Origin of the sequence: Janthinobacterium paucivorans (assembly GCF_051380805.1) — a bacterium.
Lineage (GTDB): Bacteria > Pseudomonadota > Gammaproteobacteria > Burkholderiales > Burkholderiaceae_D > Janthinobacterium > Janthinobacterium lividum_D.
Window position 1 is genome coordinate 103237 of sequence record NZ_JBNYXR010000010.1, and the last position, 22203, is coordinate 125439.

18 protein-coding genes are annotated in these 22203 nt (G+C 60.6%); 13 read left to right on the top strand and 5 right to left on the bottom strand.

All coding sequences use genetic code 11. The features are described from left to right. The first annotated feature begins 146 nt into the window (after positions 1-146). Both ACQ4V8_RS13885 and ACQ4V8_RS13890 read left to right on the top strand, forming a co-directional pair. Positions 147-422, top strand: coding sequence for a hypothetical protein (locus ACQ4V8_RS13885; protein WP_010397197.1), 276 nt, complete (start codon positions 147-149; stop codon positions 420-422). Positions 423-459: 37 nt separating this feature from the next. Then, on the top strand, positions 460-1611 hold the full coding sequence (locus tag ACQ4V8_RS13890; protein ID WP_436571675.1) for a GGDEF domain-containing protein: 1152 nt from the start codon (positions 460-462) through the stop codon (positions 1609-1611). A 5-nt stretch (positions 1612-1616) separates the two neighbouring features. On the opposite strand, the gene ACQ4V8_RS13895 is transcribed toward ACQ4V8_RS13890, so the two are convergent. Next, complete coding sequence (locus ACQ4V8_RS13895; protein WP_142303345.1) at positions 1617-2006, bottom strand: hypothetical protein; 390 nt, start codon at positions 2004-2006, stop codon at positions 1617-1619. A 310-nt stretch (positions 2007-2316) separates the two neighbouring features. Here ACQ4V8_RS13895 and ACQ4V8_RS13900 point away from each other — a divergent pair, with 310 nt between their 5' ends. From ACQ4V8_RS13900 to ACQ4V8_RS13920, 5 genes are all read left to right on the top strand, one after another. Next, a complete protein-coding gene (locus tag ACQ4V8_RS13900; protein WP_010397204.1) occupies positions 2317-3399 on the top strand; it encodes a calcium:cation antiporter in 1083 nt (360 codons plus the stop codon). A 164-nt stretch (positions 3400-3563) separates the two neighbouring features. Beyond that, on the top strand, positions 3564-5021 hold the full coding sequence (locus ACQ4V8_RS13905; protein ID WP_010397206.1) for a Ppx/GppA phosphatase family protein: 1458 nt from the start codon (positions 3564-3566) through the stop codon (positions 5019-5021). A 93-nt stretch (positions 5022-5114) separates the two neighbouring features. Beyond that, on the top strand, positions 5115-5756 hold the full coding sequence (locus ACQ4V8_RS13910; protein ID WP_436571676.1) for a hypothetical protein: 642 nt from the start codon (positions 5115-5117) through the stop codon (positions 5754-5756). Between the two features lie 81 nt (positions 5757-5837). Next, on the top strand, positions 5838-6656 hold the full coding sequence (fdhD, locus tag ACQ4V8_RS13915; protein WP_029496329.1) for a formate dehydrogenase accessory sulfurtransferase FdhD: 819 nt from the start codon (positions 5838-5840) through the stop codon (positions 6654-6656). Between the two features lie 225 nt (positions 6657-6881). Then, complete coding sequence (locus ACQ4V8_RS13920; protein WP_010397212.1) at positions 6882-7643, top strand: GNAT family N-acetyltransferase; 762 nt, start codon at positions 6882-6884, stop codon at positions 7641-7643. Between the two features lie 446 nt (positions 7644-8089). On the opposite strand, the gene ACQ4V8_RS13925 is transcribed toward ACQ4V8_RS13920, so the two are convergent. Both ACQ4V8_RS13925 and ACQ4V8_RS13930 read right to left on the bottom strand, forming a co-directional pair. Next, a complete protein-coding gene (locus ACQ4V8_RS13925) occupies positions 8090-8377 on the bottom strand; it encodes a hypothetical protein (RefSeq protein WP_010397214.1) in 288 nt (95 codons plus the stop codon). Positions 8378-8580: 203 nt separating this feature from the next. Continuing rightward, positions 8581-9249 carry an ABC transporter ATP-binding protein gene (locus ACQ4V8_RS13930; protein ID WP_010397215.1) on the bottom strand — a complete coding sequence of 223 codons (669 nt, stop codon included), beginning with the start codon at positions 9247-9249 and terminating at the stop codon, positions 8581-8583. Positions 9250-9579: 330 nt separating this feature from the next. On the opposite strand from ACQ4V8_RS13930, the gene egtD reads away from it, so the two are divergent. Together egtD and egtB are read left to right on the top strand one after the other, a co-directional pair. Continuing rightward, complete coding sequence (gene egtD, locus ACQ4V8_RS13935; protein ID WP_436571677.1) at positions 9580-10572, top strand: L-histidine N(alpha)-methyltransferase; 993 nt, start codon at positions 9580-9582, stop codon at positions 10570-10572. A gap of 11 nt (positions 10573-10583) precedes the next feature. Further along, positions 10584-11858: an ergothioneine biosynthesis protein EgtB gene (egtB, locus tag ACQ4V8_RS13940; protein ID WP_010397219.1), complete on the top strand. Its 1275-nt coding sequence runs from the start codon at positions 10584-10586 to the stop codon at positions 11856-11858. On the opposite strand, the gene ACQ4V8_RS13945 is transcribed toward egtB, so the two are convergent. After that, positions 11846-13465, bottom strand: a complete 1620-nt coding sequence (locus tag ACQ4V8_RS13945) for a methyl-accepting chemotaxis protein (protein WP_436571678.1) — start codon at positions 13463-13465, stop codon at positions 11846-11848. The genes egtB and ACQ4V8_RS13945 overlap by 13 nt on opposite strands. Before the next feature lie 174 nt (positions 13466-13639). Further along, positions 13640-15346, bottom strand: coding sequence for a 2-isopropylmalate synthase (leuA, locus tag ACQ4V8_RS13950; protein WP_010397223.1), 1707 nt, complete (start codon positions 15344-15346; stop codon positions 13640-13642). A gap of 556 nt (positions 15347-15902) precedes the next feature. Between leuA and ACQ4V8_RS13955 the strand changes: the two genes are divergently transcribed. The 4 genes from ACQ4V8_RS13955 to carB all read left to right on the top strand — a co-directional run bounded on the left by ACQ4V8_RS13955 (position 15903) and on the right by carB (position 22067). Then, a complete protein-coding gene (locus tag ACQ4V8_RS13955; RefSeq protein ID WP_010397226.1) occupies positions 15903-16814 on the top strand; it encodes a patatin-like phospholipase family protein in 912 nt (303 codons plus the stop codon). Positions 16815-16884: 70 nt separating this feature from the next. Next, positions 16885-17289 carry a GlcG/HbpS family heme-binding protein gene (locus tag ACQ4V8_RS13960; protein ID WP_010397228.1) on the top strand — a complete coding sequence of 135 codons (405 nt, stop codon included), beginning with the start codon at positions 16885-16887 and terminating at the stop codon, positions 17287-17289. A 376-nt stretch (positions 17290-17665) separates the two neighbouring features. Then, entirely contained in the window at positions 17666-18844 is a 1179-nt protein-coding gene (gene carA, locus ACQ4V8_RS13965) for a glutamine-hydrolyzing carbamoyl-phosphate synthase small subunit (RefSeq protein ID WP_050855896.1), read from the top strand. Continuing rightward, complete coding sequence (carB, locus tag ACQ4V8_RS13970) at positions 18837-22067, top strand: carbamoyl-phosphate synthase large subunit (RefSeq protein WP_010397231.1); 3231 nt, start codon at positions 18837-18839, stop codon at positions 22065-22067. Before carA ends, carB begins: the two co-directional genes overlap by 8 nt. Positions 22068-22203 lie beyond the last annotated feature (136 nt).

A 22203-nucleotide genomic window follows, 5' to 3' on the forward strand; every position in this document is an offset into this window, starting at 1 on the left:
AGCATACCCGATTAATTCGCACCGAGCGTCCGTAGACGGCATAGGCGAGCTTGCCGCCTGCCGTCCGACTCGCCTTCAGGCGCAGCGCAAGGCGCTCTACGGCACGCGGCGGTTCGGCCGCGCAGTCGGGCACCATGGAGACAAGCATGTTTTTAGACCACCCCATCATTACCGCGACGAACAGTTTGACCGAGCCTGACCGCATCGAGCGGCTGACGCGCGTGTATGGTTACGCGGCGGCGCTGGCCGACGTGGCCGCCAATGTCGGATTGATTGAAAAAGTGGCGCAGATCCACGATCACAAGGGCACCCTCATCGTGTTCTGGCACGAGGCGCCCAGCGACATGGAAAAGCAGTATTTCGTGCAGGCGTGGTCCAGCAAGGTCGGCGACGGCAGCACGAATGTCGAACACGAAATCTGAGCTGGCGCGCTGCGCCTGCGCATCGATAGCGTAGCCCATGGATATCAAGACCCTGGTACTGGCCCTGGCGCTGGGCAATCTCAGCCTGTGCGCGGCCCTGTTCTTCTTTGAATACGAGCGCAAGAAGTCGCTCAGCATGTCCACCTGGGCGGTGGCCAAGCAATGCCAGGCCGTAGCCTGGTGTTTGCTGTATTTCCGCGGCGTGCTGCCCGATGTGCTGTCCATCTTGCTGGGCAACAGCCTGCTGTTTGCCGGCATGGCGCTCGACGCGGGCGCGCTGTGGCAGGCGGCCGGACGCAGTGGCTGGCGCCGCACCATGCTGCCGGCACTGGGCCTGTCGCTAGCGCTGTTTGCCGCCGGCTACCTGTTTGACGTCGCGCCGCTGTTGCGCAGCGCCGGCGGCTCGCTGATCGTGGCGGGCTTTTTCCTCTCTGGCGTGGCCGCGCTGAGCCTCCAATGGCGCGAGGCGAGCATGCTGCGCCGCTTCCTCGTTGTCAGCATGGGCCTGCTGTCGCTGCTGATCGCCGCGCGCGGCATGCTCGCCGCTGCCGTGCCGGATGTCGACGCCGGGTTGCTGCAACTGGCCGGTTTCGGCGCCCTGTACCTGATGATGCTGACGAATGCCTTCGGCTATCTGTTGCTGTCGCGTGAAAAACTGGGCGGCGAACTGGCGCGCCTGGAAGTGCTCGACGCGGCCACGGGCGTGCCGAACCGGCGCGGCTTTTACCAGGCGCTGGCGCCGTGGATGGCGCTGGCGCGCCGGCCAGGTTTGCCGACGGCGCTGGTGGTGCTCAATATCGACCATTTCAAGCGCGTCAACGACAGCTACGGCCATCCGGTCGGCGACGCGGTGCTGAAAGCGATCGTCGATATTTGTCGCCAGCAACTGCGCGACAGTGACTTGATGGGTCGCCTGGGTGGCGCCGAATTTGCTATCCAGCTGCCGCGCACGACCCTGGCCGATGCGCTGATGGTGGCCGAGCGCATCCGCGCTGCCATCGAAGCGCTGCCCGTCAAGACGGAGCGCGCCGTGCTGCAGCTGACAGCCAGCCTGGGCGTGACGACCATCCGCGCCGAGGACAGCAGCGTCAGCCTGTTCAAGCGCGCCGACGAGGCGCTGCAAGCGGCCAAGCAGGCGGGCCGCAACGCGGTGGTCGAGGCGCAGGGTAGCAGCACGCTGGACGTGTAGTGCGGCTATTTTCTGGGCGACCCCAGCCAGCTGGGCTCCTTGCCGCATTCCTTGCTCAAGAACAAGGCGTCGAGGCCGGGATCGCAGCGCCTGTCTGGTGCCTTCATCGGTGTCACGTGAAACCATGCGCTTCTGGGTAAGATTTTTTCCTCGCGTGGCGTCACCGGCGGTGCGGGCGGCAGGCTGTCTTGCCACCTTGACTCGGTGGCCGGCTCAGGCGGGTTGGCCCAGTCTGCATCAAGCTCCATCAGCTCTATCAGCTCCACAGCGTGCGCCTGTGCTTCGCCAGCGTCCTCGGGGGGCGATTGCGTGCCTGCCTGTGCGCCAGCGCACAGGATGCTGCTGGCGAAGAAAAATAATGCGCTGCGTATAGCTGCGCTGCTTGCTCGATTCATGGCCTGTCCTTGTTTATTCCGGTTCATGCCTTGTCTTTGCTCATTGCCGCGAGAGCGTGCCCTGCAATAGCATCGCTTGTGCAAGCAAAAAGACAAGCAAATTACACGCTTATGTTACCAAAGGTACTATAGTTATGGCTAGCGGGTAGCTGCACTGCAGCACGGTGAGCGAGGCGCAAGGCGTGGGCACCGCGAGGTAGGCATTGCCTAACTGTTATTTAAGCCAAGCAAGTTATGCTACGCCATGCACGCCAGGGTCTCTCTGCTCGTCCGCACTGCAGTTCCCTTTTTTACTCTTGCCAGGCCTATCATGAAAATGCTCAAATCCCTGCCTGTATGGCCGCTTGCCGCGCCCCTTGTCGGCTGGCTGTTACTGTTCGGTGCCACATTCAATGTCGCTGGCGCTTACCAGATCTTGCTGGTCGCTGGCCTGATCGGCAGCGTGCTGGCCGCCGTCTACCACGCAGAAGTGGTGGCGCACCGCATCGGCGAACCCTATGGCACGCTGGTGCTGGCGCTCGCCGTGACCTTGATCGAGGTGGCGCTGATCGTCTCGCTGATGCTGGCCGGCGGGCCGGAAACGACGGGACTGGCACGCGACACGGTGTTTGCCGCCATCATGATCATTTTGAACGGCATCGTCGGCATTTGCCTGCTGCTGGGTGCTGGACGCCACCGCGAGCAGAGCTTCGGCCTGCTCGGCGTGAGCGCGTCGCTGGCCACCTTGGCCGCCATCGCTATCCTGACGCTGGTGCTGCCCAATTACACCTCCAGCGCCGCCGGCCCGTACTATAACTCCAGCCAGCTCATTTTTATCGCCGTCATCTCGCTGGTTTTGTACGGCACGTTCGTGCTGGTGCAGACGGTGCGCCACCGCGATTACTTCCTGCCCGAGGAAGCGGTCGGCGATGAAGAGGTGCATGCGGCACCGCCCACGCCCACTGTCGCCTGGGTCAGCGCCGGCGCGCTGCTGGTATGCCTGGGCGCCGTGGTATTGCTGGCCAAGTCGCTGGCACCCGCGCTGGAGACGGCCATTGCCGCCATGGGCGCGCCCAAGACCCTGGTCGGCATCGTCATCGCCGCCATCGTGCTGTTGCCCGAAGGCCTGGCCGCCGTGCGCGCGGCGCGCGCCAACCGTTTGCAAACGAGCTTGAACCTGGCGCTCGGCTCCGCCCTGGCCAGCATCGGCCTGACGATTCCCGCCGTGGTCGTGGTGTCGCTGGCCACGGGCCTGACGATCACCCTGGGACTCGATATCAAATCGACGGTGCTGTTGCTGTTGTCGCTGATGGTGGCCACCCTGTCCCTGGGCACGGGGCGCACCACGGTGATGCAGGGCACGGTGCACCTGGTGATTTTTGCCGTGTATCTATTTACCACTATCGTGCCATAAGTACGGCAGTGGGCCGCTGTTTTGTCACCATCCTGTCACGCCGCTGTCATACGATGGGGGTAGTGTGGTAGGATTTTTAAATCGTTTAAATGATTTATATAGTTTAGCAACTGAGTTTGCCAACTTTTTCAGTTGGCACGGCAATGACAAGACAAGAGGCAAGTATGTATGCAGCGGTGGACCTGGGGTCCAACAGTTTTCGTTTACACGTCGGCAAGCATGATGGCGACACCATACGCGTGGTCAAGAGCGTGCGCGACCCGATACGCCTGGCCGCCGGCCTGGACGCCAATGGCGACTTGACCGAGACCGCCATGCAGGGCGCGTTGGCCTGCTTGCAGCGCTTTCGCGCCATCCTCGCCGGCTATGAACTCGATGCCGTGCGCGTGGTGGCCACCTCGGCCATGCGCGTGGCGCGCAACGGTGCGGTCTTCCTGCCACTGGCCGAGCAAGCCATCGGCTACCCGATCGAGATTATTTCTGGCGAGGAAGAGGGACGCTTGATCTACATGGGCGTGGCCAATGCGCTGGCCATTCCTGGCGAACGCCGACTGGTGATGGATATCGGCGGCGGCTCGACCGAACTGATACTCGGGCGTGGCAACGATATCGAGCGCGTCGAATCGTTCAGCCTCGGTACTGTCAAGCAAAGCCTGTCGTTCTTCATTGGCGGGCGCATCGACGCGCCCTCGTTCGAGGCGGCCATCCTGTCTGCGCGCAGCCATTTCGAGGATGCCGCTCCGCCGTATCATCCGCAGCACTGGAAGACGGCCTATGGTTCTTCTGGCACCATCCGCACCATCGCCGACATTATCGCCCGCAATAAACTGGGCGATGGCTTGCTGTCCGGCGCCAGCCTCGATGCGCTGGTGCGCCGCTTCATCGAAATCGGCCATACCAGCCGCATTGACATGCCTGGCTTGCGCCCCGATCGCGCCAGCACCATCGTCGGTGGCCTGGCCATCTTGATCGGCTTGTTCCGCGAACTGGCCATTCCCGTCATGACGCCGATCGAGGCGGGTCTGCGCATGGGCGTGATGTGGGACCTGTACCTGCGCTCGACCAAGCGCGACCGCCGGGAACAGTCGGTGCAGTCCTGCATGGAGAAATTTCATATCGATCAGCAGCGCGCCGGCCGCGTGGCCGAGCAGGCGCTGGCCATGTATGCGCAGCTCAAGCCCACCTCCGAGGCCCTGGTGAAATGCCTGCGCTGGAGCAGTCTGCTGCACGAAGTGGGTCTGGCCGTGTCGCAGACGGGCTACCACAAGCACGCATCCTACATCGTGGAAAACGCGGACTTGCCCGGTTTTACCACGCGCGAACAGAAGACCATGAGCCGCTTGATCCTGGCGCAGAAGGGCAATTTGCGCAAGATCGGCGAAGTGTTGTCCGACCCTGATTTCGCCAAGGCCGTGCTGGCGCTGCGTCTGTCGATTCTGCTGATGCATGCGCGTATCGAAGCCGATTTTAGCGAACTGCGCCTGCGTATGAAAAGCCGAATCGAGCTTGACATCAAGCGCGACTGGGTAGCGCACCATCCCACCGTGTCGTTCTGGATTGAAAAGGAACAGGAATTCTGGGATGAAGTCGGGGTTGATTTTACCATCCGCGCCAGCACCTAGGCAGCGATGCCATAGGCATGGCTTGATGTTTGGCAAGCAAGATTTTAGAAAAAAGTATATATTGTTTATATTATTTATTAGATTGGAAAAACCATGACGAAAACTGTTCCAGTGCAAAAAACCGACAGCGCGCCCGTATCGATGTTCCCCACCAGCGCCTCGATCAATGCGGCAGCAGCCAAGGCCGCACCGGCTGCCAAGCCTGCCGCGAAACCGCTCGCCAAGCCGGTGGCAAAAGCTGCCGCCAAGCCAGTAGTGGCCAAGCCCGCCGCAGCCAAGCCTGCCGTTGCCAAGGCCTCCGTCGTCAAGCCAGTGGCCAAGGCGGTTGTTGCCAAGCCGGTCGCCAAGCCGGTCGCCAAAGCCGCTGCCAAGCCTGCCACCAAGCCTGCCACCAAGGCGGCGGCCAAACCGGTCACCAAGGCTGTCGCCAAGCCGGTAGTGCAAGCCGCTGTCAAGCCGGCGGCCGCGAAAAAAGCACCGCTTGCCAAGGTCGTCGCCGTGAAGGAAAAGGCCCGCAAGCCGAAACTGGTGCGCGATAGCTTTACCATGCCGGAAGCGGAATACGAAGTGTTGGGTCAGGTTAAGAAAGTTTGCCTGAAGGCTGGTTTCGAGATCAAGAAAAGCGAATTGCTGCGCATCGGCGTTGCCCTGATCAGCCAGATCGACCTGGCGACCCTGCAAAGCGTGCTGGCCAGTTTGCCGCAGCTGAAAACGGGCCGTCCGAAGAAGGATTGATGACGCGCGCGGAGGGCTTCGCGCCCCCGCTTGCCGATTCTGGTTTACCATGAGGGCTGTGATAGTTCCCCCATGGTTGCCATGTCAGAAGAAACCAGTAGTGAACGCGCCGGCTTCGTCGAGCGCGCTATCGTCCGCCACCGCGCGGGCCAGTCCACCGATGCCATCGACCATGTCGCCGAGGAAATTCCCGTCGCGCTGGTCTTCAATGGCATATCTCATGTTGTCATGATGGCTACGCCGCGCGACCTCGAAGCGTTCGCGTACGGCTTCGCGCTGACCGAAGGCGTGGTCGCTTCTGCCAGTGCCATCTTCGACTGCGAAGTGTTCCTGCGCCCTGATTCCGCCGAAGTGGCGCTGACCATTGCACAGGAAGATTTCGTGCGCCTGAAAGACAGGCGCCGCGCGCTGACGGGCCGCAGCGGCTGCGGCGTGTGTGGCATCGACAGCATCGACATGCTCGACTTGCAGCCCGAAGCGCTGCCGCCGGCGCTGATCAAGGTCAACCTGCCCGTCGCGTTGGCGCGCGCATCGAATGGCTTGCGCGAGCACCAGGTACTGATGTTGGCCACCGGCGGCGTGCATGCTGCCGCGTGGTGCACGCCGGATGGCGATATCGTGCACCTGTTCGAGGATATCGGCAGGCATAACGGCCTCGATAAACTGATAGGCCATCTGGCATTGAGCGGCACCGATATGCGGCGCGGCTTCGTGTTCCTGTCGAGTCGCGGCAGTTATGAGCTGGCGCGCAAAGCGGCGCGCATGCAGATCCCTTTGCTGGCGACCATTTCCGCGCCCAGTTCGCTGGCTATTTCCATTGCCACGCAGGCGCGCATGAAGCTCGTTGGCTTCTGCCGCCAGGATGCTTTCGTCGACTACACCCCCGGTATCACGCTGTAAGTTCACTACGCTGGCGCCGCACTGGCACGCTCCCCGCTTCCCGTGCAGGGCGTAATGTGCGGTGCTTCCCTTGCGTTCAGCATGGCTTCCTGCGCGGCGACTGTGGTAATGATGCACGCTTCCCGCATGGCATTTACTTGCGTCATAGAAATGACATTTGGCTGTCATTTTCCTGACATATTAAGCAAGTACGCTGGAGTTGTCTTGTTCACAGGGGATGAAACCATGCAAAATATTAGCGCGTCAAAGGAAGCCAAGGCCCGGCCGGTCCAACTGGTGCTAAGCCAAGCCACAACAGCGGCGGAATTGCGTGAAGTACAGCGTTTGCGTTACAAGGTATTTATCGAGACGATGGGCTTGACGTCGCTGGCCAATGCCGATGGCCTCGATAGCGATGAATTCGATGCGCATTGCGATCATCTGATCGTGCGCGATGCCGATACCCTGAAAGTGGTGGGTACCTATCGCGTGCTGAGCGCGGCCAAGGCGGCCAAGATCGGCCGGCTGTATTCGGAAAACGAGTTCGACCTGAGTCGCCTGAAGAATCTGCGCGGCCGCATGGTCGAGGCAGGCCGCGCCTGCATCCATCCCAAGTACCGGGGCGGCAGTGTCATCATGCTGCTGTGGTCGGGCCTGGCCGAGTACATGCGCCGCGAGCGCTGCGACTACCTCGTCGGTTGCGCCAGCATCAGCCTGGCTGACGGTGGGCATAACGCCGTTGCCGTGTACCAGGCGCTGGCCGAAAAACACATGGCCCCAAGCGAATACCGCGTCACGCCACACCTGCCTTTCCCTATCCATCAGGTGGAAGCGGCGCACAAGCCGCAGGTGCCGCCGCTGATCAAGGGTTATTTGCGTTCGGGTGCCTGGATTTGCGGCGAACCGGCGTGGGATCCTGATTTCGAAAGCGCCGACATGTTCATGATGATGCCGCTGGCGAACCTGGACGAGCGCTATGCGCGCCATTACGGCGTGGTGCCTGGCTGATACTCGACAGTGAGGCCTGCAGTGGCTGGTCAGCGCCTGCACGGCGCTGCGCCAGCTGGTGTCCGTACTGTAGGGTAGCGGCAGTTCGCGCAGTCAGCGCGGCGCGCGCGTGAGCGTCGGGCGCTGCACTGGCGGTGCGGGAGCGGTGCTCGCTATGCGGCGCAGATCACTGCTGACAAGCTGGCCGTGACAGGTGCAGCGAGTATGCGGCTTGTATCAGATTAAGTTTGGCTCGACATGCTGGCAAGCAGGGAGGCCATGCGCAGTGAAAGGAGAGGGGGGATGCTGGAGCGGGTGGGCAGAGAAACGGTCAGCATGGTTTGGGCTGGGTCTCTTCGCTATCGTGCTCGGATGTTGTACGTTGAGCCAACTACGCGAATTTCATGGCAAAAGTTCATGGCGCCGGGGACCTGGGTGCCTGGCATGGCATGACAACAGCAGGTGTATCAGTGGATAGGCGTGGCCGATAGTTCCTTCAGTTCGCGGATGGTGATTTCCGATTTTTCATGCATGCGCAATAAAATCGTTGCACCGACCGACAGTTTGCCGTGACGAATCTTGCTGATGATGGGAGGCTGGACTTCCAGAACACGGCACAGTTCCGCATCATTTTTCAGGTTCATCTTCTCGATGAGGGTATCGAGCAGCTTGTTGGGCACAAAACTCGATGGTTCGAGCGCGCGCGCCCGGTTCATCGCTTCAATCATTTCCAGCTTCTTTTGCCGAACGTTCATTTACTCCTCCTTCAGGTTATGCAAGGGACGAAACCACTGTATGCGGTCCCGGCTGTCGTTTGTCATCGCAGTATGGCTGTCTGCCTGAGGTGACAGCGTTTGCGTTGCAAAATTAATAACAATGCAGGTTTTTTCAATAATACTACGATAACAAAACTTGTGAAAGATGGTCAGTTAAATTAACTGAGTGTTTGATCAATTTGCTAGGTGATCGTTGCATTCTGTAAGCCGTTTTTGGTCAGAATCATGGTTCTGTCCGCCATTTCGGCGGCGGCCAGCGAATGCGTGACCATGATCGCGCAACTGCCGTTGGCCTTGATTTCGGCGCGCAGCAATAGCAGTATGCTGTGTGCCGTATCCGGGTCGAGGTTGCCGGTGGGCTCATCGGCCAGCACCAGCGCCGGCTTGTGCACGAGCGCGCGGGCAATGGCCACGCGCTGCATTTCGCCGCCCGATAGTTGCTGCGGAAAGTCACCGCCGCGTCCGCCCAGACCGACCGCTTCGAGCATGCTGGCGGCGCGCTCCTGGGGCATGCCGTTGAGCAGCAGCGGCAGTGCCACGTTTTGCAGCAGAGTCAGGTGCGGCAAGACATGGAAGGCCTGGAAGATAAAGCCCATGCGGGCCCGACGCAGCCGGGTGGCGGCGGCGTCATCAAGGCCGGACATGGCTATGCCGTCCACCAGGATAGGCTGCGCTTCGGCACCCGCATCGGGCGTATCGAGGCCGGCGATCAGGTTCAGCAAGGTCGACTTGCCGACGCCCGAATCACCCATGATGGCAATGAATTCCCCAGCCTTGAAGCGGCAGGAAATGTTGGCCAGCACGGGACGGGCATGGGCATAGGACTTCGACAGATGGCGCAATTCAAGCATGGTGTAAATGGCGATCGTAAAGTGAGGCACGCGGGGGAGAGGGGGCCTGGGAGCTGCAAAGGGGCGCGGATTATTTGGCCGGCAACGTGTAGTATACGACAGGATTATCATTTTTGCTGGGCATTAGCAGTTTTGAGTGCGCACTGCCAGTTTGACCTTAAGTTACCTGTCGCACGTCTGTCATATACGCATTGCGCTATGATGAGAAAAATCATCGCAGATGGTGCCCGCCATGCCATGCCATGCTCTGCGCGGTAGCAGGCAGCACGGGCGCATGCCGGCTGCCAGCCCTGCAACCCTTTCGTGAACCTTGAGAAACGACGCCAGCCCATGATCCTGCCACTCGCGCAACAGCAGTCAGATTTGTATCTCGCCAGCAACGTCCAAGTGGCCAGCGCCACTCCTGCCACGATAGTCGAGATCAGCAGCGGTCTGCTGGCGCGCGATGCCTGGACCTCGCCCAAGTACCTGTACGACGCGTTGGGTTCGAAACTGTTCGAAGCCATCTGCGCCTTGCCCGAGTACTATCCGACGCGCACCGAAGCGGCCATCTTCGCCCGCTACGGCGCCGAGATCGCGCATGCCGTGGCGCCCGGCAGCACGCTGATCGACCTGGGTGCCGGCAATTGCGCCAAGGCCGCTGGCCTGTTCCCGCTACTGCAGCCGGTCCAGTATGTGGCCGTGGATATTTCCTATGATTTCCTCAGTGAATCGCTGAGCCGCTTGCAGCAGCGCTTCCCGCACATCGAGATGACGGGCCTGGGCCTGGATTTCTCCAGTCGCCTGGACTTGCCCGACAGCGTGCGCGCGGCGCGGCGCCTGTTCTTCTATCCAGGCTCGTCCATCGGCAACTTTGCTCCTGAGCAAGCGACCGCCTTCCTGCGTCGCCTGCGCGCCAATGCGGACAGCGATGGCGGCTTGCTGATCGGCGTGGACCTGATCAAGGACGACGCCATTCTCGATGCTGCCTATGACGATGCGCTGGGCGTCACGGCCGCCTTCAACCTGAACATGCTGCGCCATGTGAACGGCCTCATCGGCGCGGACTTCGACGTGCGCGCGTGGCAGCATCATGGCTTTTTCAATGCCGACGAGCGCCGTGTCGAGATGCACCTGGAGGCGCGCAGCGAGCAAGTTGTCCACTGGAAAGGTGGCCAGCGGCGCTTCGCGAAAGGTGAACGCATCCATACGGAAGACAGCTACAAATATACGCGCGCCAGCTTCGTCGGCTTGCTCGAGCAGGCCGGCTTTTCCACCGTACAAGTCTGGACCGACCCGCAGCAATGGTTTGCCGTGATTTACGCGCGCGTGATCCGGGATTGAGAAGGAAACAGATGCTGATTGATCATTACAACAAGGTGCGCCAGCACTCGCTGCGGTTGGCCGAACCTCTATCCGACGAGGATTGCGGCGCCCAATCGATGCCGGACGCCAGTCCCGTGAAATGGCATCTGGCGCACACCACCTGGTTCTTCGAAACGTTTATCTTGGAAAGCATGGAAGCGGCGTTCGCGCCGTTTCACCCGGCCTTTCGCGTACTATTCAATTCCTACTACAACGGCGTAGGTGAGAAGCATCCACGCGCGCAGCGGGGCTTGCTGACGCGCCCCGGCATGGCCCAAGTGCGCGCCTACCGGAGCGATGTCGATGCGCGCATCGCCCGCTTGCTGGGGAGCGAACTGGCGCGCGACGCGCGCGAACGGCTGACCATGCTGCTGGCGCTGGGCCTCGAACACGAGCAGCAGCACCAGGAATTGCTGTTGACGGACGTGAAACACCTGCTGGCGCAGAGCGCGCTATTTCCCGCTTACCTGGATTCCGCTTATCTGGATCGCGCCGATTTAAACAGTGCGCCGGACAAGGTCGTGGCGCCAGTGCAAGCACATGCCCAGCCCACGGCCTGGCTCGCCTTCGACGGCGGTTTGGCGCAGATCGGCCATGCGGGCGATGGTTTTTGCTTCGATAATGAATTGCCGCGCCATCGGCAATACGTGGCGCCGTTCGAGCTGGCCAGTGCCTTGGTGACGAATGGCGATTATCTGGCCTTCATCGAGGCCGGCGGCTACCGCACGGCGCATCTGTGGCTGGCCGAAGGCTGGGACTGGGTGCGTAGCGGGCAGCTGGAATGTCCGCTGTACTGGCAGCGCGACGAGGCGGGGCAATGGCAGGAATTTACTTTATCTGGCTTGCGCCGGCTCGACCTGCAGGCGCCAGCCACGCACTTGTCGCTGTTCGAGGCCGATGCCTACGCGCACTGGGCCGGCGCGCGTCTGCCGACGGAAGCGGAGTGGGAGGTGGCGGCGCAACGCATTGCCGTGGAGCTCGGCGAGCTGCAGCCGGCCGCCGCTGCACCGGGGGCAGGACTGCGGCAAATGTTTGGCCACTGCTGGCAGTGGACCAGCAGCAGCTACGCGCCTTATCCCGGCTACCGCACCGCACCGGGCGCGTTAGGCGAATACAACGGCAAGTTTATGCTGAACCAGTATGTGCTGCGCGGCTCGTCGTGCGCCACGCCGGCTGGCCATGCGCGCGCCAGCTACCGCAATTTCTTCCCGGCTGGTGCACGCTGGCAATTTTCCGGCATCCGCCTGGCGCGTCAAGTGGCATAGTTTGCCGACTGCAAGCGTGGAACGCAGCGCGCAGCGAGAGACGGTGCTTTGCTGCAGGTGTTTTGTTCCAGCTTGAACTGGCTGACGAGGGTTTCCAGTTCGCCCGCCTGTACATGCATGGCTGCCGCCGCTGCGGCCGCCTCCTCGACCAGGGCCGCGTTTTGCTGCGTCGTCTGATCCATCTGCATGATGGCGGCATTGATTTGCTCGATGCCTTCGCTCTGCTCGTGGTTGGCGACGCTGATTTCGCCGACGATGGCGCTGACCCGGCCTACGCTGGCTACCACTTCTTCCATCGTGACGCCCGCTTGGCTGACCAGTTGCGCGCCCTGTCCTACGCGGTTGACGGAGTCGGCAATCAGTTCCTTGATTTCCCTGGCCGCTGCTGCCGAGCGCTGCGCCAGGTTGCGCACTTCGGACGCGACGACCGCAAAGCCGCGTCCCTGTTCGCCGGCACGGGCCGCTTCCACGGCCGCGTTCAGGGCCAGGATATTGGTCTGGAAAGCGATGCCGTCGATGACGGCGATGATGTCGACGATCTTGCGCGAGGAGGCATTGATGGCATCCATGGTGCCGATGACGTCCGCCATGGCCGTGCCGCCGCGCTGAGCGATGTCGGATGCCGAGCGCGCCAAGCTGTCGGCCTGGCGCGCATTGTCGCTGTTGCTGCGCACGGTACTCGTCAGTTCGATCATCGACGAGGCGGTCTCTTCCAACGCGCTGGCCTGTGCTTCCGTGCGGGCCGACAGGTCGGCGTTGCCGCTGGCAATCTGGCTCGACGCCACGGCGATCGTACCCGTACCGCTGCGCACTTGGCCCACGAGGGTCGCCAGGTTGGTATTCATGGCGTGCAGCGCCTGCAGCAACTGGCCCGTTTCATCGTTGCCATCGGCCACGATTTTACTGCTCAGATCGCCTGCCGCCACGGCTTGCGCCACGCGCAAGGCATACGCAATCGGCGTGGTGATCGAGCGCGTGACCCACCAGGCGAAGAGCACGCCCAGCAGCAGGGCGGCCGTGCCCAGGCTGGCCATCAGCACATTCGCCGCTGAAATATTTTGCTCGATTTGCTGGCCGCCATGCATGACCACTGCGCGCTGCAGTTCGTTCATCTGGTTCACCGTTTTTTGCAAGCGGTTCAGGGCGGGCAGGGTGTCGTCGCGCACATGCACGGCCGCCTCCGCGCGCTGCCCTGCCAGCAGCAACTTATCGGTCTGGCTGAACGAGGCGACATAGGCTTTGCGCTGCTGCTTCAGGGTGGCCAGCAGTTCCTTGCCTTCAGGCAGTACGATCAGGCGATCGAGGATGGCCAGCGCATCGCTGATGATGGTTTTATTGGCATCGATTTCACCGTGGATGGCGTCGGCGCGGGCCGCATCGGCGTGGATGAACAGTTCCAGCACGAGCGCTGCGTTCGAACGCGTGGCGCTGCGAATGGTGGCGATGGCATCGGCCTTGGCCCAGTCATTTTCGATGATGGACTCGCTGAGCCCGCCGATCTTTTCCAGGCGCAGCATTCCCGTGCCTACCAGCACTGCCATCAGCAGCAGCACCACACCAAAACCGGCACCCAGGCGCGCGCCTATCTTCATATTCGTTAATTTCATACTCATTCCCTCGGTAGCTAATCTTTTAGATCTGTCTCCGCTGGTCTTTTTATGAAACGATTATATGGTCGGTAATACTTGTTTTGCACTACTAATTGCCCAAGAGAAATGAAAAAGCGGCACGGCGATCAAGCCTTGCCGCTTTTTTTCCTATGCTGAAGGTCCGAGTCGGACTCAGGCGGCGCTTGCGGCCACCTCAGCCGTTGTTATTTTTTCGGCTTCCGTCTGCGCGAGGCGCCGGTTCACGGCCGACAGCACGGCCTTGAACGAGGCGGTGACGATATTGCTGTCGATGGCGGCGCCGAACAGGGTCGGACCGTTATCGAGGCGCAATTCCACGTAGCAAGCCGCCTGCGCATTGGCACCCGAGCCTATCGAATGCTCATGGTAATCCATCAATTTGATGTCCAGGCCCAGTGCATTGACGAAGGCATCGATGGGGCCGTTACCGCCGCCTTGCAGGGCCAATGGCGTCTGCCGGTGCGACAGGCTGATATCGATCTGCACCGATTCATCGCTGCTGGTGTCTTCCACCATGCGGTGTGCAGCGTAGGCGTACGGCGTCGTCTGCAGCAGGTACTCGTTCTGGAAGATGGCATGGATATCGTGCGCGGCGATTTCGCGGCCCGTAGCGTCGGCTACGGCTTGCACGGCGCGCGAGAATTCGATCTGCAAGCGGCGCGGCAAGACCAGGCCGTATTCCTGTTCCAGCAAATACGCCATGCCGCCCTTGCCGGACTGGCTGTTGACGCGGATCACGGCGTCGTAGCTGCGACCGAGGTCGGCCGGGTCGATGGGCAAGTACGGCACTTCCCAGATGCTGTCTGCTTGTTGCTTGGCAAAACCCTTCTTGATTGCATCCTGGTGCGAACCGGAGAATGCCGTGAAGACCAAGTCGCCCGCATATGGGTGGCGCGGGTGGACGGGCAACTGGTTGCACTCTTCCACGCACTTGCGCACGCTGTCGATGTCGGAGAAATCGAGGCCCGGGTGCACGCCTTGCGTGTACAAGTTCATCGCCAGGGTCACCAGGTCGACGTTGCCGGTGCGTTCGCCATTGCCGAACAAGCAGCCTTCCACGCGGTCGGCGCCGGCCATGACTGCCAGTTCTGCCGACGCGACTGCCGTGCCGCGATCGTTATGCGGGTGCACGCTGATGATGATGGAATCGCGGCGCGCCAACTTGCGCGACATCCATTCGATCTGGTCCGCATACACATTGGGCGTGCTGCACTCTACGGTCGATGGCAGGTTGATGATCATCTTGTTGGCCGGCGTCGGCTTCCAGATGGCGCTGACGGCGTCGCAGATATGCTTGGAGAAATCGAGTTCCGTGGTGGAGAACGATTCCGGCGTGTATTCAAAGCCCCATTGCGTTTGCGGGTGCTGCGCCACCAGCTGTTTCACGAGGGTGGTGCCGGTGGTGGCGATTTGCGTGATTTCCTCGCGCGACATGCCGAACACTACCTTGCGGAACACGGGCGCCACGGAATTGTACAGGTGGACGATGGCGCGCTTGGCGCCGACGACCGATTCCACCGTGCGGCGTATCAATTCTTCACGCGACTGCGTCAGCACGATGATGGTGACGTCGTCCGGGATGCGGCCTTCATCGACGAGTTTGCGCACGAAGTCGAAATCGGTCTGCGATGCCGATGGAAAACCCACTTCGATTTCCTTCAGGCCGATGGCGATCAACATCTCGAAAAACCGCAGCTTCTTTTCTGCGCTCATCGGTTCGATCAAGGATTGGTTGCCGTCGCGCAAGTCTGTGCTCATCCAGATAGGCGGTTTGCTGATGATCTGGTTCGGCCATTGGCGGTCGGTCAATTTGACGGGTGGAAAGGCGCGGTATTTGGAAGCAGGGTTTTGCAACATCATGATCGGGTACTCCTGAAGATAGGGGGAAATCAATGGTTGTGGCGCAAGCTTGCCGGGCGGCCACGTCATACTAGGCCAGGCAAGCGATCGGTAGTGTTAGCAGGCAAAGCAGGGCAACGGCGCCAGCGGTGGCGCTCGCGGCAGAAGTTACGGGTGTAGCGGGGAGTGGTGCAAACATCATCAAACCTTCCAGGGTTTTTGAAACACGCCGGCGTGTGGCCAGGCGAAGCAATGCGGCAAACTTATGCGCGTGCTAGCAGTAGTCGCGATAGCGACAGCAGGGAAGGGGAGGATTGTTTGAAAGAGGACATGCGCTTAATGTACGGGAAGTCGAACGCGGCTGTCAAGCGTTTCCGCTTTACCTGTGATGCACCTGCGCCAGGCTGGCTGGCATTTGGCGCGCGATGTTGCTATGGCGCAAGCATATCGTCGCAAGGGGCAGTCGATTCATCGTCACCACAAACATTTAAGGCCCGCTTCAGTGCCAGCGGCCCCGCTTGCGCTACAATCGGCCCTCCTTTGTTGTCACTGCCGCGCGCGGTTTTCTTTTGCCACTATGCTCCCTAAACGCCTGACCCTGCTTGCCCTGGCCGCCTTTGTACTGGCCGGCTGTGATACCACCGTGCCGAAACCGATACAAGTATTGACGCCACCGGAACCGATCGTTGTGCCGCCGCGCAAGATCAAGATCGGTCTGGCGCTGGGCGGCGGTGCGGCGCGCGGCTTTGCGCATATCGGCGTGATCAAGGCGCTCGAATCGCAGGGCATCCACGCCGACATCGTCACCGGCACCAGCGCCGGCAGCGTGGTGGGCGCCCTGTACGCGGCGGGCAACTCCGGTTTCGCCTTGCAAAAGATGGCCTTCGACATGGACGAGGCGGCCATTTCCGACTGGGCCTTGCCCTTGTTCGGCAAGTCGTCCGGCGTGCTCAAGGGGGAGGCCCTGCAAAGCTATGTTAACAAGGCTGTCGGTGGCGTGCCGCTGGAAAAACTCAAGATTGCGTTTGGCGTGGTGGCGACTGATTTGAAAAATGGCCAACCGATCCTGTTTCAGCGTGGCAACACCGGCATGGCAGTGCGCGCCTCGTCGGCCGTGCCCGGCGTGTTCCAGCCCGTGACGATCGCCGGCCACACCTACGTCGATGGCGGCCTGGTCGCTCCCGTGCCCGTGCGCTTTGCGCGCGACATGGGCGCTGACTTCATCATCGCCGTGAATATCTCGTCGCAAACGGATGCGCAAAAAGCCATCAGTTCGATGGAAGTGATCATGCAGACGTTTGCCATCATGGGCCAGCGCATCAACCAGTTCGAGCTTAAGGATGCGGATGTGGTGATCCAGCCCAGCCTGGGCAGCATGAAGGGCAACGATTTCAACAGCCGCAATCAGGCGATCCTGGCAGGCGAGCAGGCGACTTTTGCCGTCATGGCGCAGCTTAAGCAAAAGCTGAAGGCCAGGCGCGAGCAGTAAGCGCGAGTGCCGCTGTGCATTTCGTATACAATTTTGCTTCAACTTTGCTACAACATAACAAGGACGCATCATGCAATCGAAACCGATTTTGACCCTGGACGACGTAAAGAAAATCGCTGCCGCCGCCGAAGCGGAAGCGGTCAAGAATAACTGGGCGGTCGCGATCGCCATCGTCGACGACGGCGGCCACTTGCTGTGGCTGCAGCGCATGGATGGTGTGGCGCCGATCTCGTCGCACATTGCTCCATCGAAAGCCAAGACGGCCGCGCTGGGGCGCCGCGAATCGCGCATCTATGAAGAGATGATCAATGGCGGCCGCGTGTCGTTCCTGAGCGCGCCGGAAATCGACGGTTTGCTCGAAGGCGGCGTGCCTATCGTCGTCGATGGACATTACGTGGGTGCCGTCGGCGTCTCGGGCGTCAAGTCGGCGGAAGATGCGCAAATCGCCAAAGCCGGTATCGCCGCATTGGTATAACAGCTGGCCAAACCTGCTGCGCGCCGCGCAGTAGGTTTGGCCATGTGTTGCGACGTCAACGGTGATTTAAGTAATAACCGTAATTGCATCTCCAGAAGAATGAAGCAGCCGCACCGCGCAAGCCGGGCGGCTTTTTCATGGGGTGCCGGTTTTGTGTTGCTGCACAAAAAATGCCGCCCATAGTCTATTTTCTTCCTTGTGGAAAAGCACCCTTTTGGTTATAATTCAAAGGTTTAGCCAATCACACATATACCGTAGCGACTACCCATCCCCTCATTCAAAATGACCGTTGAAACACCCTGAGTGCATCTGGCTCGGGTACTACGGCGGTCGGTCTGACGTGGCGCAGCTACGGTAACTTTATCAGGAGTTGCCCTTGCCGCCATTTTTTTCTGGCCCTGCCGTTCCAGCCATATTAGCGCTTGCTGATGGAACGATCTTTAAAGGTTTTTCGATCGGTGCCGCCGGTCATACCACGGGCGAGGTTGTTTTCAATACCTCCATGACCGGGTATCAGGAAATCCTTACCGACCCCAGCTATTGCCGCCAGATGGTCACCCTGACCTATCCGCATATCGGCAATACGGGCGTCAATCCGGAAGATGTCGAATCTTCCAAGGTACACGCCGCTGGCCTCATCATCCGCGATCTGCCGCTGCTGGCATCCAATTTCCGTTCCACGCTCTCCCTGTCCGATTACCTGAAAGCTGAAAATATCGTCGCCATCGCCGGCATCGATACACGCAAGCTGACGCGCATCCTGCGTGAAAAAGGTGCGCAGGGCGGCGCCATCCTGGTCGGTACGCAAGGCAATGAGCCATCCGCCGCGCAAGCGCTGGAACTGGCCCGTTCCTTCCCCGGCCTGGCCGGCATGGACCTGGCCAAGGTAGTATCGAGCAAGGCAGCCTACGAGTACCGCGAAACAGAGTGGACACTGGGTGCAGGCTACGGCCAACTGGCCGACGCCGACGCGACATACCACGTCGTGGCCTTCGACTACGGCGTCAAGCGCAACATCTTGCGCATGCTGACGGCGCGCGGCTGCAAAGTCACCGTGCTGCCGGCGCAAGCGACGGCGGCCGACGCCCTGGCGTTGAATCCGGACGGCATCTTCCTGTCGAACGGCCCCGGCGACCCTGAACCGTGCGACTACGCCATTGCTGCTACCCGCGAGTTGATCGAGAAGGGTATTCCGACCTTCGGCATCTGCCTCGGCCACCAGATCATGGCGCTCGCTTCCGGCGCGAAGACCCTGAAGATGAAGTTCGGCCACCACGGCGCCAACCACCCGGTACAAGACCTGGAAACCAAGCAAGTCTTGATTACCTCGCAAAACCACGGTTTCGCAGTCGACGCGGCAACCCTGCCCGCGAATTGCCGCGTGACCCATGAATCGCTGTTCGACGGCTCCCTGCAGGGCTTTGCCCGCACGGACAAGCCGGCCTTCTGCTTCCAGGGCCACCCTGAAGCGTCGCCGGGCCCGATGGATGTTGCTTACCTGTTTGACCGCTTCATCAACTTGATGGCTGCGGAGGAGAAAAAGAAAAATGCCTAAACGTTTAGATATTAAAAGTATTCTGATTATTGGCGCTGGCCCGATCGTGATCGGCCAGGCCTGCGAGTTCGATTATTCCGGCGCGCAAGCGTGCAAGGCCCTGCGCGAAGAGGGCTACAAAGTCATCCTGGTCAACAGCAATCCTGCGACCATCATGACGGACCCGGAAATGGCCGACGTCACCTATATCGAGCCGATTACCTGGTCGGTTGTGGAGCGCATCATCGCCAAGGAACGTCCTGACGCTATCTTGCCGACGATGGGCGGCCAGACGGCGCTCAATTGCGCGCTCGACTTGTTCAACAATGGCGTGCTGGCGAAATACAACGTCGAGCTGATCGGCGCGTCGCCGGAAGCCATCGACAAGGCGGAAGACCGTTCCAAGTTCAAGGACGCGATGACCAAGATCGGCCTCGGTTCGGCCCGTTCCGGCGTGGCGCACTCGATGGAAGAAGCGTGGGCCGTGCAGCGCACGCTGGGTTTCCCGACCATCATCCGTCCATCGTTTACCATGGGTGGCTCCGGCGGCGGCATCGCCTACAACGAAGAAGAATTCGAAACCATCTGCAAGCGCGGCCTGGAAGCGTCGCCGACGAAAGAGTTGCTGATCGAAGAGTCGTTGCTGGGCTGGAAAGAGTACGAGATGGAAGTGGTGCGCGACAAGGCGGACAACTGCATCATCATTTGCTCGATCGAAAACCTCGATCCGATGGGCGTGCACACGGGCGACTCCATCACGGTGGCGCCAGCGCAAACGCTGACGGACAAGGAATACCAGATCATGCGCAATGCCAGTCTGGCAGTGCTGCGCGAGATCGGCGTCGACACCGGTGGCTCGAACGTGCAATTTTCGATCAATCCCGTCGATGGCCGCATGATCGTCATCGAAATGAATCCACGCGTATCGCGTTCGTCGGCGCTGGCATCGAAAGCGACCGGTTTCCCGATTGCCAAAATTGCCGCCAAGCTGGCCGTGGGTTTCACCCTGGACGAGCTGCGCAATGAAATCACGGGCGGCGCCACGCCGGCATCGTTCGAGCCATCGATCGATTACGTCGTCACGAAAATCCCCCGTTTTACGTTCGAGAAATTCCCGACCGCCGACCACCACCTGACGACGCAGATGAAATCGGTCGGCGAAGTGATGGCGATAGGCCGTACGTTCCAGGAATCGTTCCAGAAAGCCTTGCGTGGCCTGGAAGTGGGCGTGGACGGCATGAATGAAAAGACCAAGGACCGCGAAAAGATCGAAGAAGAACTGGGCGAGCCTGGTCCTGAGCGTATCTGGTATGTGGGCGATGCGTTCGCCCAGGGCTTTACCCTGGAAGAAGTGCACAATCTGACCAAGATCGACCCATGGTTCCTGATACAGATCAAGGAAATCGTCGACCTGGAACTGTGGCTCGACACGCAGAAGCTGGACAAGCTGGACAAGAACACCCTGTACAAGTTGAAACAAAAAGGCTTCTCGGACCGCCGCCTCGGTTTCCTGTTGCAGACGACCGACACGGCCGTGCGCCAGCAGCGCCATGCGCTAGGCATCCGTCCCGTCTACAAGCGCGTCGACACCTGCGCAGCGGAATTTTCGACCGACACGGCGTATATGTATTCCACTTATGACGAAGAGTGCGAATCGAAGCCGAGCGACAAGAAAAAGATCATGGTGCTGGGCGGTGGCCCGAACCGTATCGGCCAGGGTATCGAGTTTGACTATTGCTGCGTCCATGCCGCTCTCGCCATGCGCGAAGATGGCTACGAGACCATCATGGTCAATTGCAACCCAGAAACGGTTTCGACCGACTACGATACCTCGGACCGTTTGTACTTTGAGTCCTTGACGCTGGAAGACGTGCTGGAAATCGTCGCCATCGAAAAACCGGTGGGCGTGATCGTGCAGTACGGCGGCCAGACGCCATTGAAACTGGCGCTGGACCTGGAAGCGAATGGCGTGCCCATCATTGGTACCTCGCCCGACATGATCGATGCGGCCGAAGACCGCGAGCGTTTCCAGCAACTGTTGCACAAGCTGGAACTGCGCCAGCCGCCTAACCGCACCGCGCGCACCGAAGCCGACGCCCTGGCGCTGGCGCAGGAAATCGGCTACCCGCTGGTCGTGCGTCCATCGTACGTGCTGGGCGGGCGCGCCATGGAAATCGTCCATGAGCAACGCGACCTCGAGCGCTACATGCGCGAAGCGGTCAAGGTGTCGCACGATTCGCCGGTGCTGCTGGACCGCTTCCTGAACGACGCCATCGAGTGCGACGTCGATTGCATCTCCGACGGCGAAACGACGTTCATCGGCGGCGTGATGGAACACATCGAACAGGCCGGCGTGCACTCGGGCGACTCGGCTTGCTCGCTGCCACCGTATTCGCTGTCGCAAGAAACGATTGATGAACTGAAACGCCAGACGGCGCTGATGGCCAAGGGCTTGAACGTGGTCGGCCTGATGAACGTGCAGTTCGCGATCCAGAAGCAGGAAATCGATGGCGCGATGAAAGATGTCGTGTTCGTGCTGGAAGTCAACCCACGCGCTTCGCGTACCGTGCCTTTCGTCTCGAAAGCCACCGGTTTGCAACTGGCGAAGATCGCCGCGCGCTGCATGGTCGGTCAATCCTTGGCCTCGCAAGGCATCACGCAGGAAGTCGTGCCGCCGTATTTCAGCGTCAAGGAAGCCGTGTTCCCGTTCGTCAAGTTCCCGGGCGTAGACACTATCCTCGGCCCTGAAATGAAATCGACGGGCGAAGTTATGGGCGTAGGCCTGACGTTCGGCGAAGCATTCGTGAAGTCGCAATTGGGCGCCGGCGTGAACTTGCCAAAATCGGGCAAGGTCTTCATCAGTGTGAAAGCGTCGGACAAGCCGCGCGCCGTGCAAGTGGCGCGTGACCTGGTCGAGTCTGGCTTCACCGTGGTCGCCACCAAGGGTACCGCCGCCGTGATCGCTGCTGCCGGCATCGCCGTCACGCCAGTCAACAAGGTGATCGAAGGCCGTCCGCATATCGTCGACATGATCAAGAACCATGAAATCGTGCTGGTGATCAACACCGTCGAAGAAAAACGCAGCGCCATCGTCGATTCGCGGGCCATCCGCACTTCGGCCCTGGCCTCGCGCGTGACGACCTACACCACCATCGCCGGCGCGGAAGCGGCGGTCGAAGGCATCCGCCATCTGGATGAGCTGCGTGTGTACGATTTGCAAGGCTTGCACAAGACCTTGAACTAAGTGCGTTTGCAGTGACCGCCGTTAGGCGGTACACTGCATGCTTATCAACCACAGAGTTCCGTGCAGAGCAGCGCGCGGCCTCTGTGGTTTTCACTTGGTGCAGCCGTTAAGCGTGATAAAACACGGGCAACGGCGC

Bases quoted from the DNA above. Each gene is read 5' to 3' on its own strand.
- ACQ4V8_RS13885 (WP_010397197.1), top strand. From the start codon at position 147: ATGTTTTTAGACCACCCCATCATTACCGCGACGAACAGTTTGACCGAG.
- ACQ4V8_RS13890 (WP_436571675.1), top strand. From the start codon at position 460: ATGGATATCAAGACCCTGGTACTGGCCCTGGCGCTGGGCAATCTCAGC.
- ACQ4V8_RS13895 (WP_142303345.1), bottom strand. From the start codon at position 2,006: ATGAATCGAGCAAGCAGCGCAGCTATACGCAGCGCATTATTTTTCTTC.
- ACQ4V8_RS13900 (WP_010397204.1), top strand. From the start codon at position 2,317: ATGAAAATGCTCAAATCCCTGCCTGTATGGCCGCTTGCCGCGCCCCTT.
- ACQ4V8_RS13905 (WP_010397206.1), top strand. From the start codon at position 3,564: ATGTATGCAGCGGTGGACCTGGGGTCCAACAGTTTTCGTTTACACGTC.
- ACQ4V8_RS13910 (WP_436571676.1), top strand. From the start codon at position 5,115: ATGACGAAAACTGTTCCAGTGCAAAAAACCGACAGCGCGCCCGTATCG.
- fdhD (WP_029496329.1), top strand. From the start codon at position 5,838: ATGTCAGAAGAAACCAGTAGTGAACGCGCCGGCTTCGTCGAGCGCGCT.
- ACQ4V8_RS13920 (WP_010397212.1), top strand. From the start codon at position 6,882: ATGCAAAATATTAGCGCGTCAAAGGAAGCCAAGGCCCGGCCGGTCCAA.
- ACQ4V8_RS13925 (WP_010397214.1), bottom strand. From the start codon at position 8,377: ATGAACGTTCGGCAAAAGAAGCTGGAAATGATTGAAGCGATGAACCGG.
- ACQ4V8_RS13930 (WP_010397215.1), bottom strand. From the start codon at position 9,249: ATGCTTGAATTGCGCCATCTGTCGAAGTCCTATGCCCATGCCCGTCCC.
- egtD (WP_436571677.1), top strand. From the start codon at position 9,580: ATGATCCTGCCACTCGCGCAACAGCAGTCAGATTTGTATCTCGCCAGC.
- egtB (WP_010397219.1), top strand. From the start codon at position 10,584: ATGCTGATTGATCATTACAACAAGGTGCGCCAGCACTCGCTGCGGTTG.
- ACQ4V8_RS13945 (WP_436571678.1), bottom strand. From the start codon at position 13,465: ATGAAATTAACGAATATGAAGATAGGCGCGCGCCTGGGTGCCGGTTTT.
- leuA (WP_010397223.1), bottom strand. From the start codon at position 15,346: ATGATGTTGCAAAACCCTGCTTCCAAATACCGCGCCTTTCCACCCGTC.
- ACQ4V8_RS13955 (WP_010397226.1), top strand. From the start codon at position 15,903: ATGCTCCCTAAACGCCTGACCCTGCTTGCCCTGGCCGCCTTTGTACTG.
- ACQ4V8_RS13960 (WP_010397228.1), top strand. From the start codon at position 16,885: ATGCAATCGAAACCGATTTTGACCCTGGACGACGTAAAGAAAATCGCT.
- carB (WP_010397231.1), top strand. From the start codon at position 18,837: ATGCCTAAACGTTTAGATATTAAAAGTATTCTGATTATTGGCGCTGGC.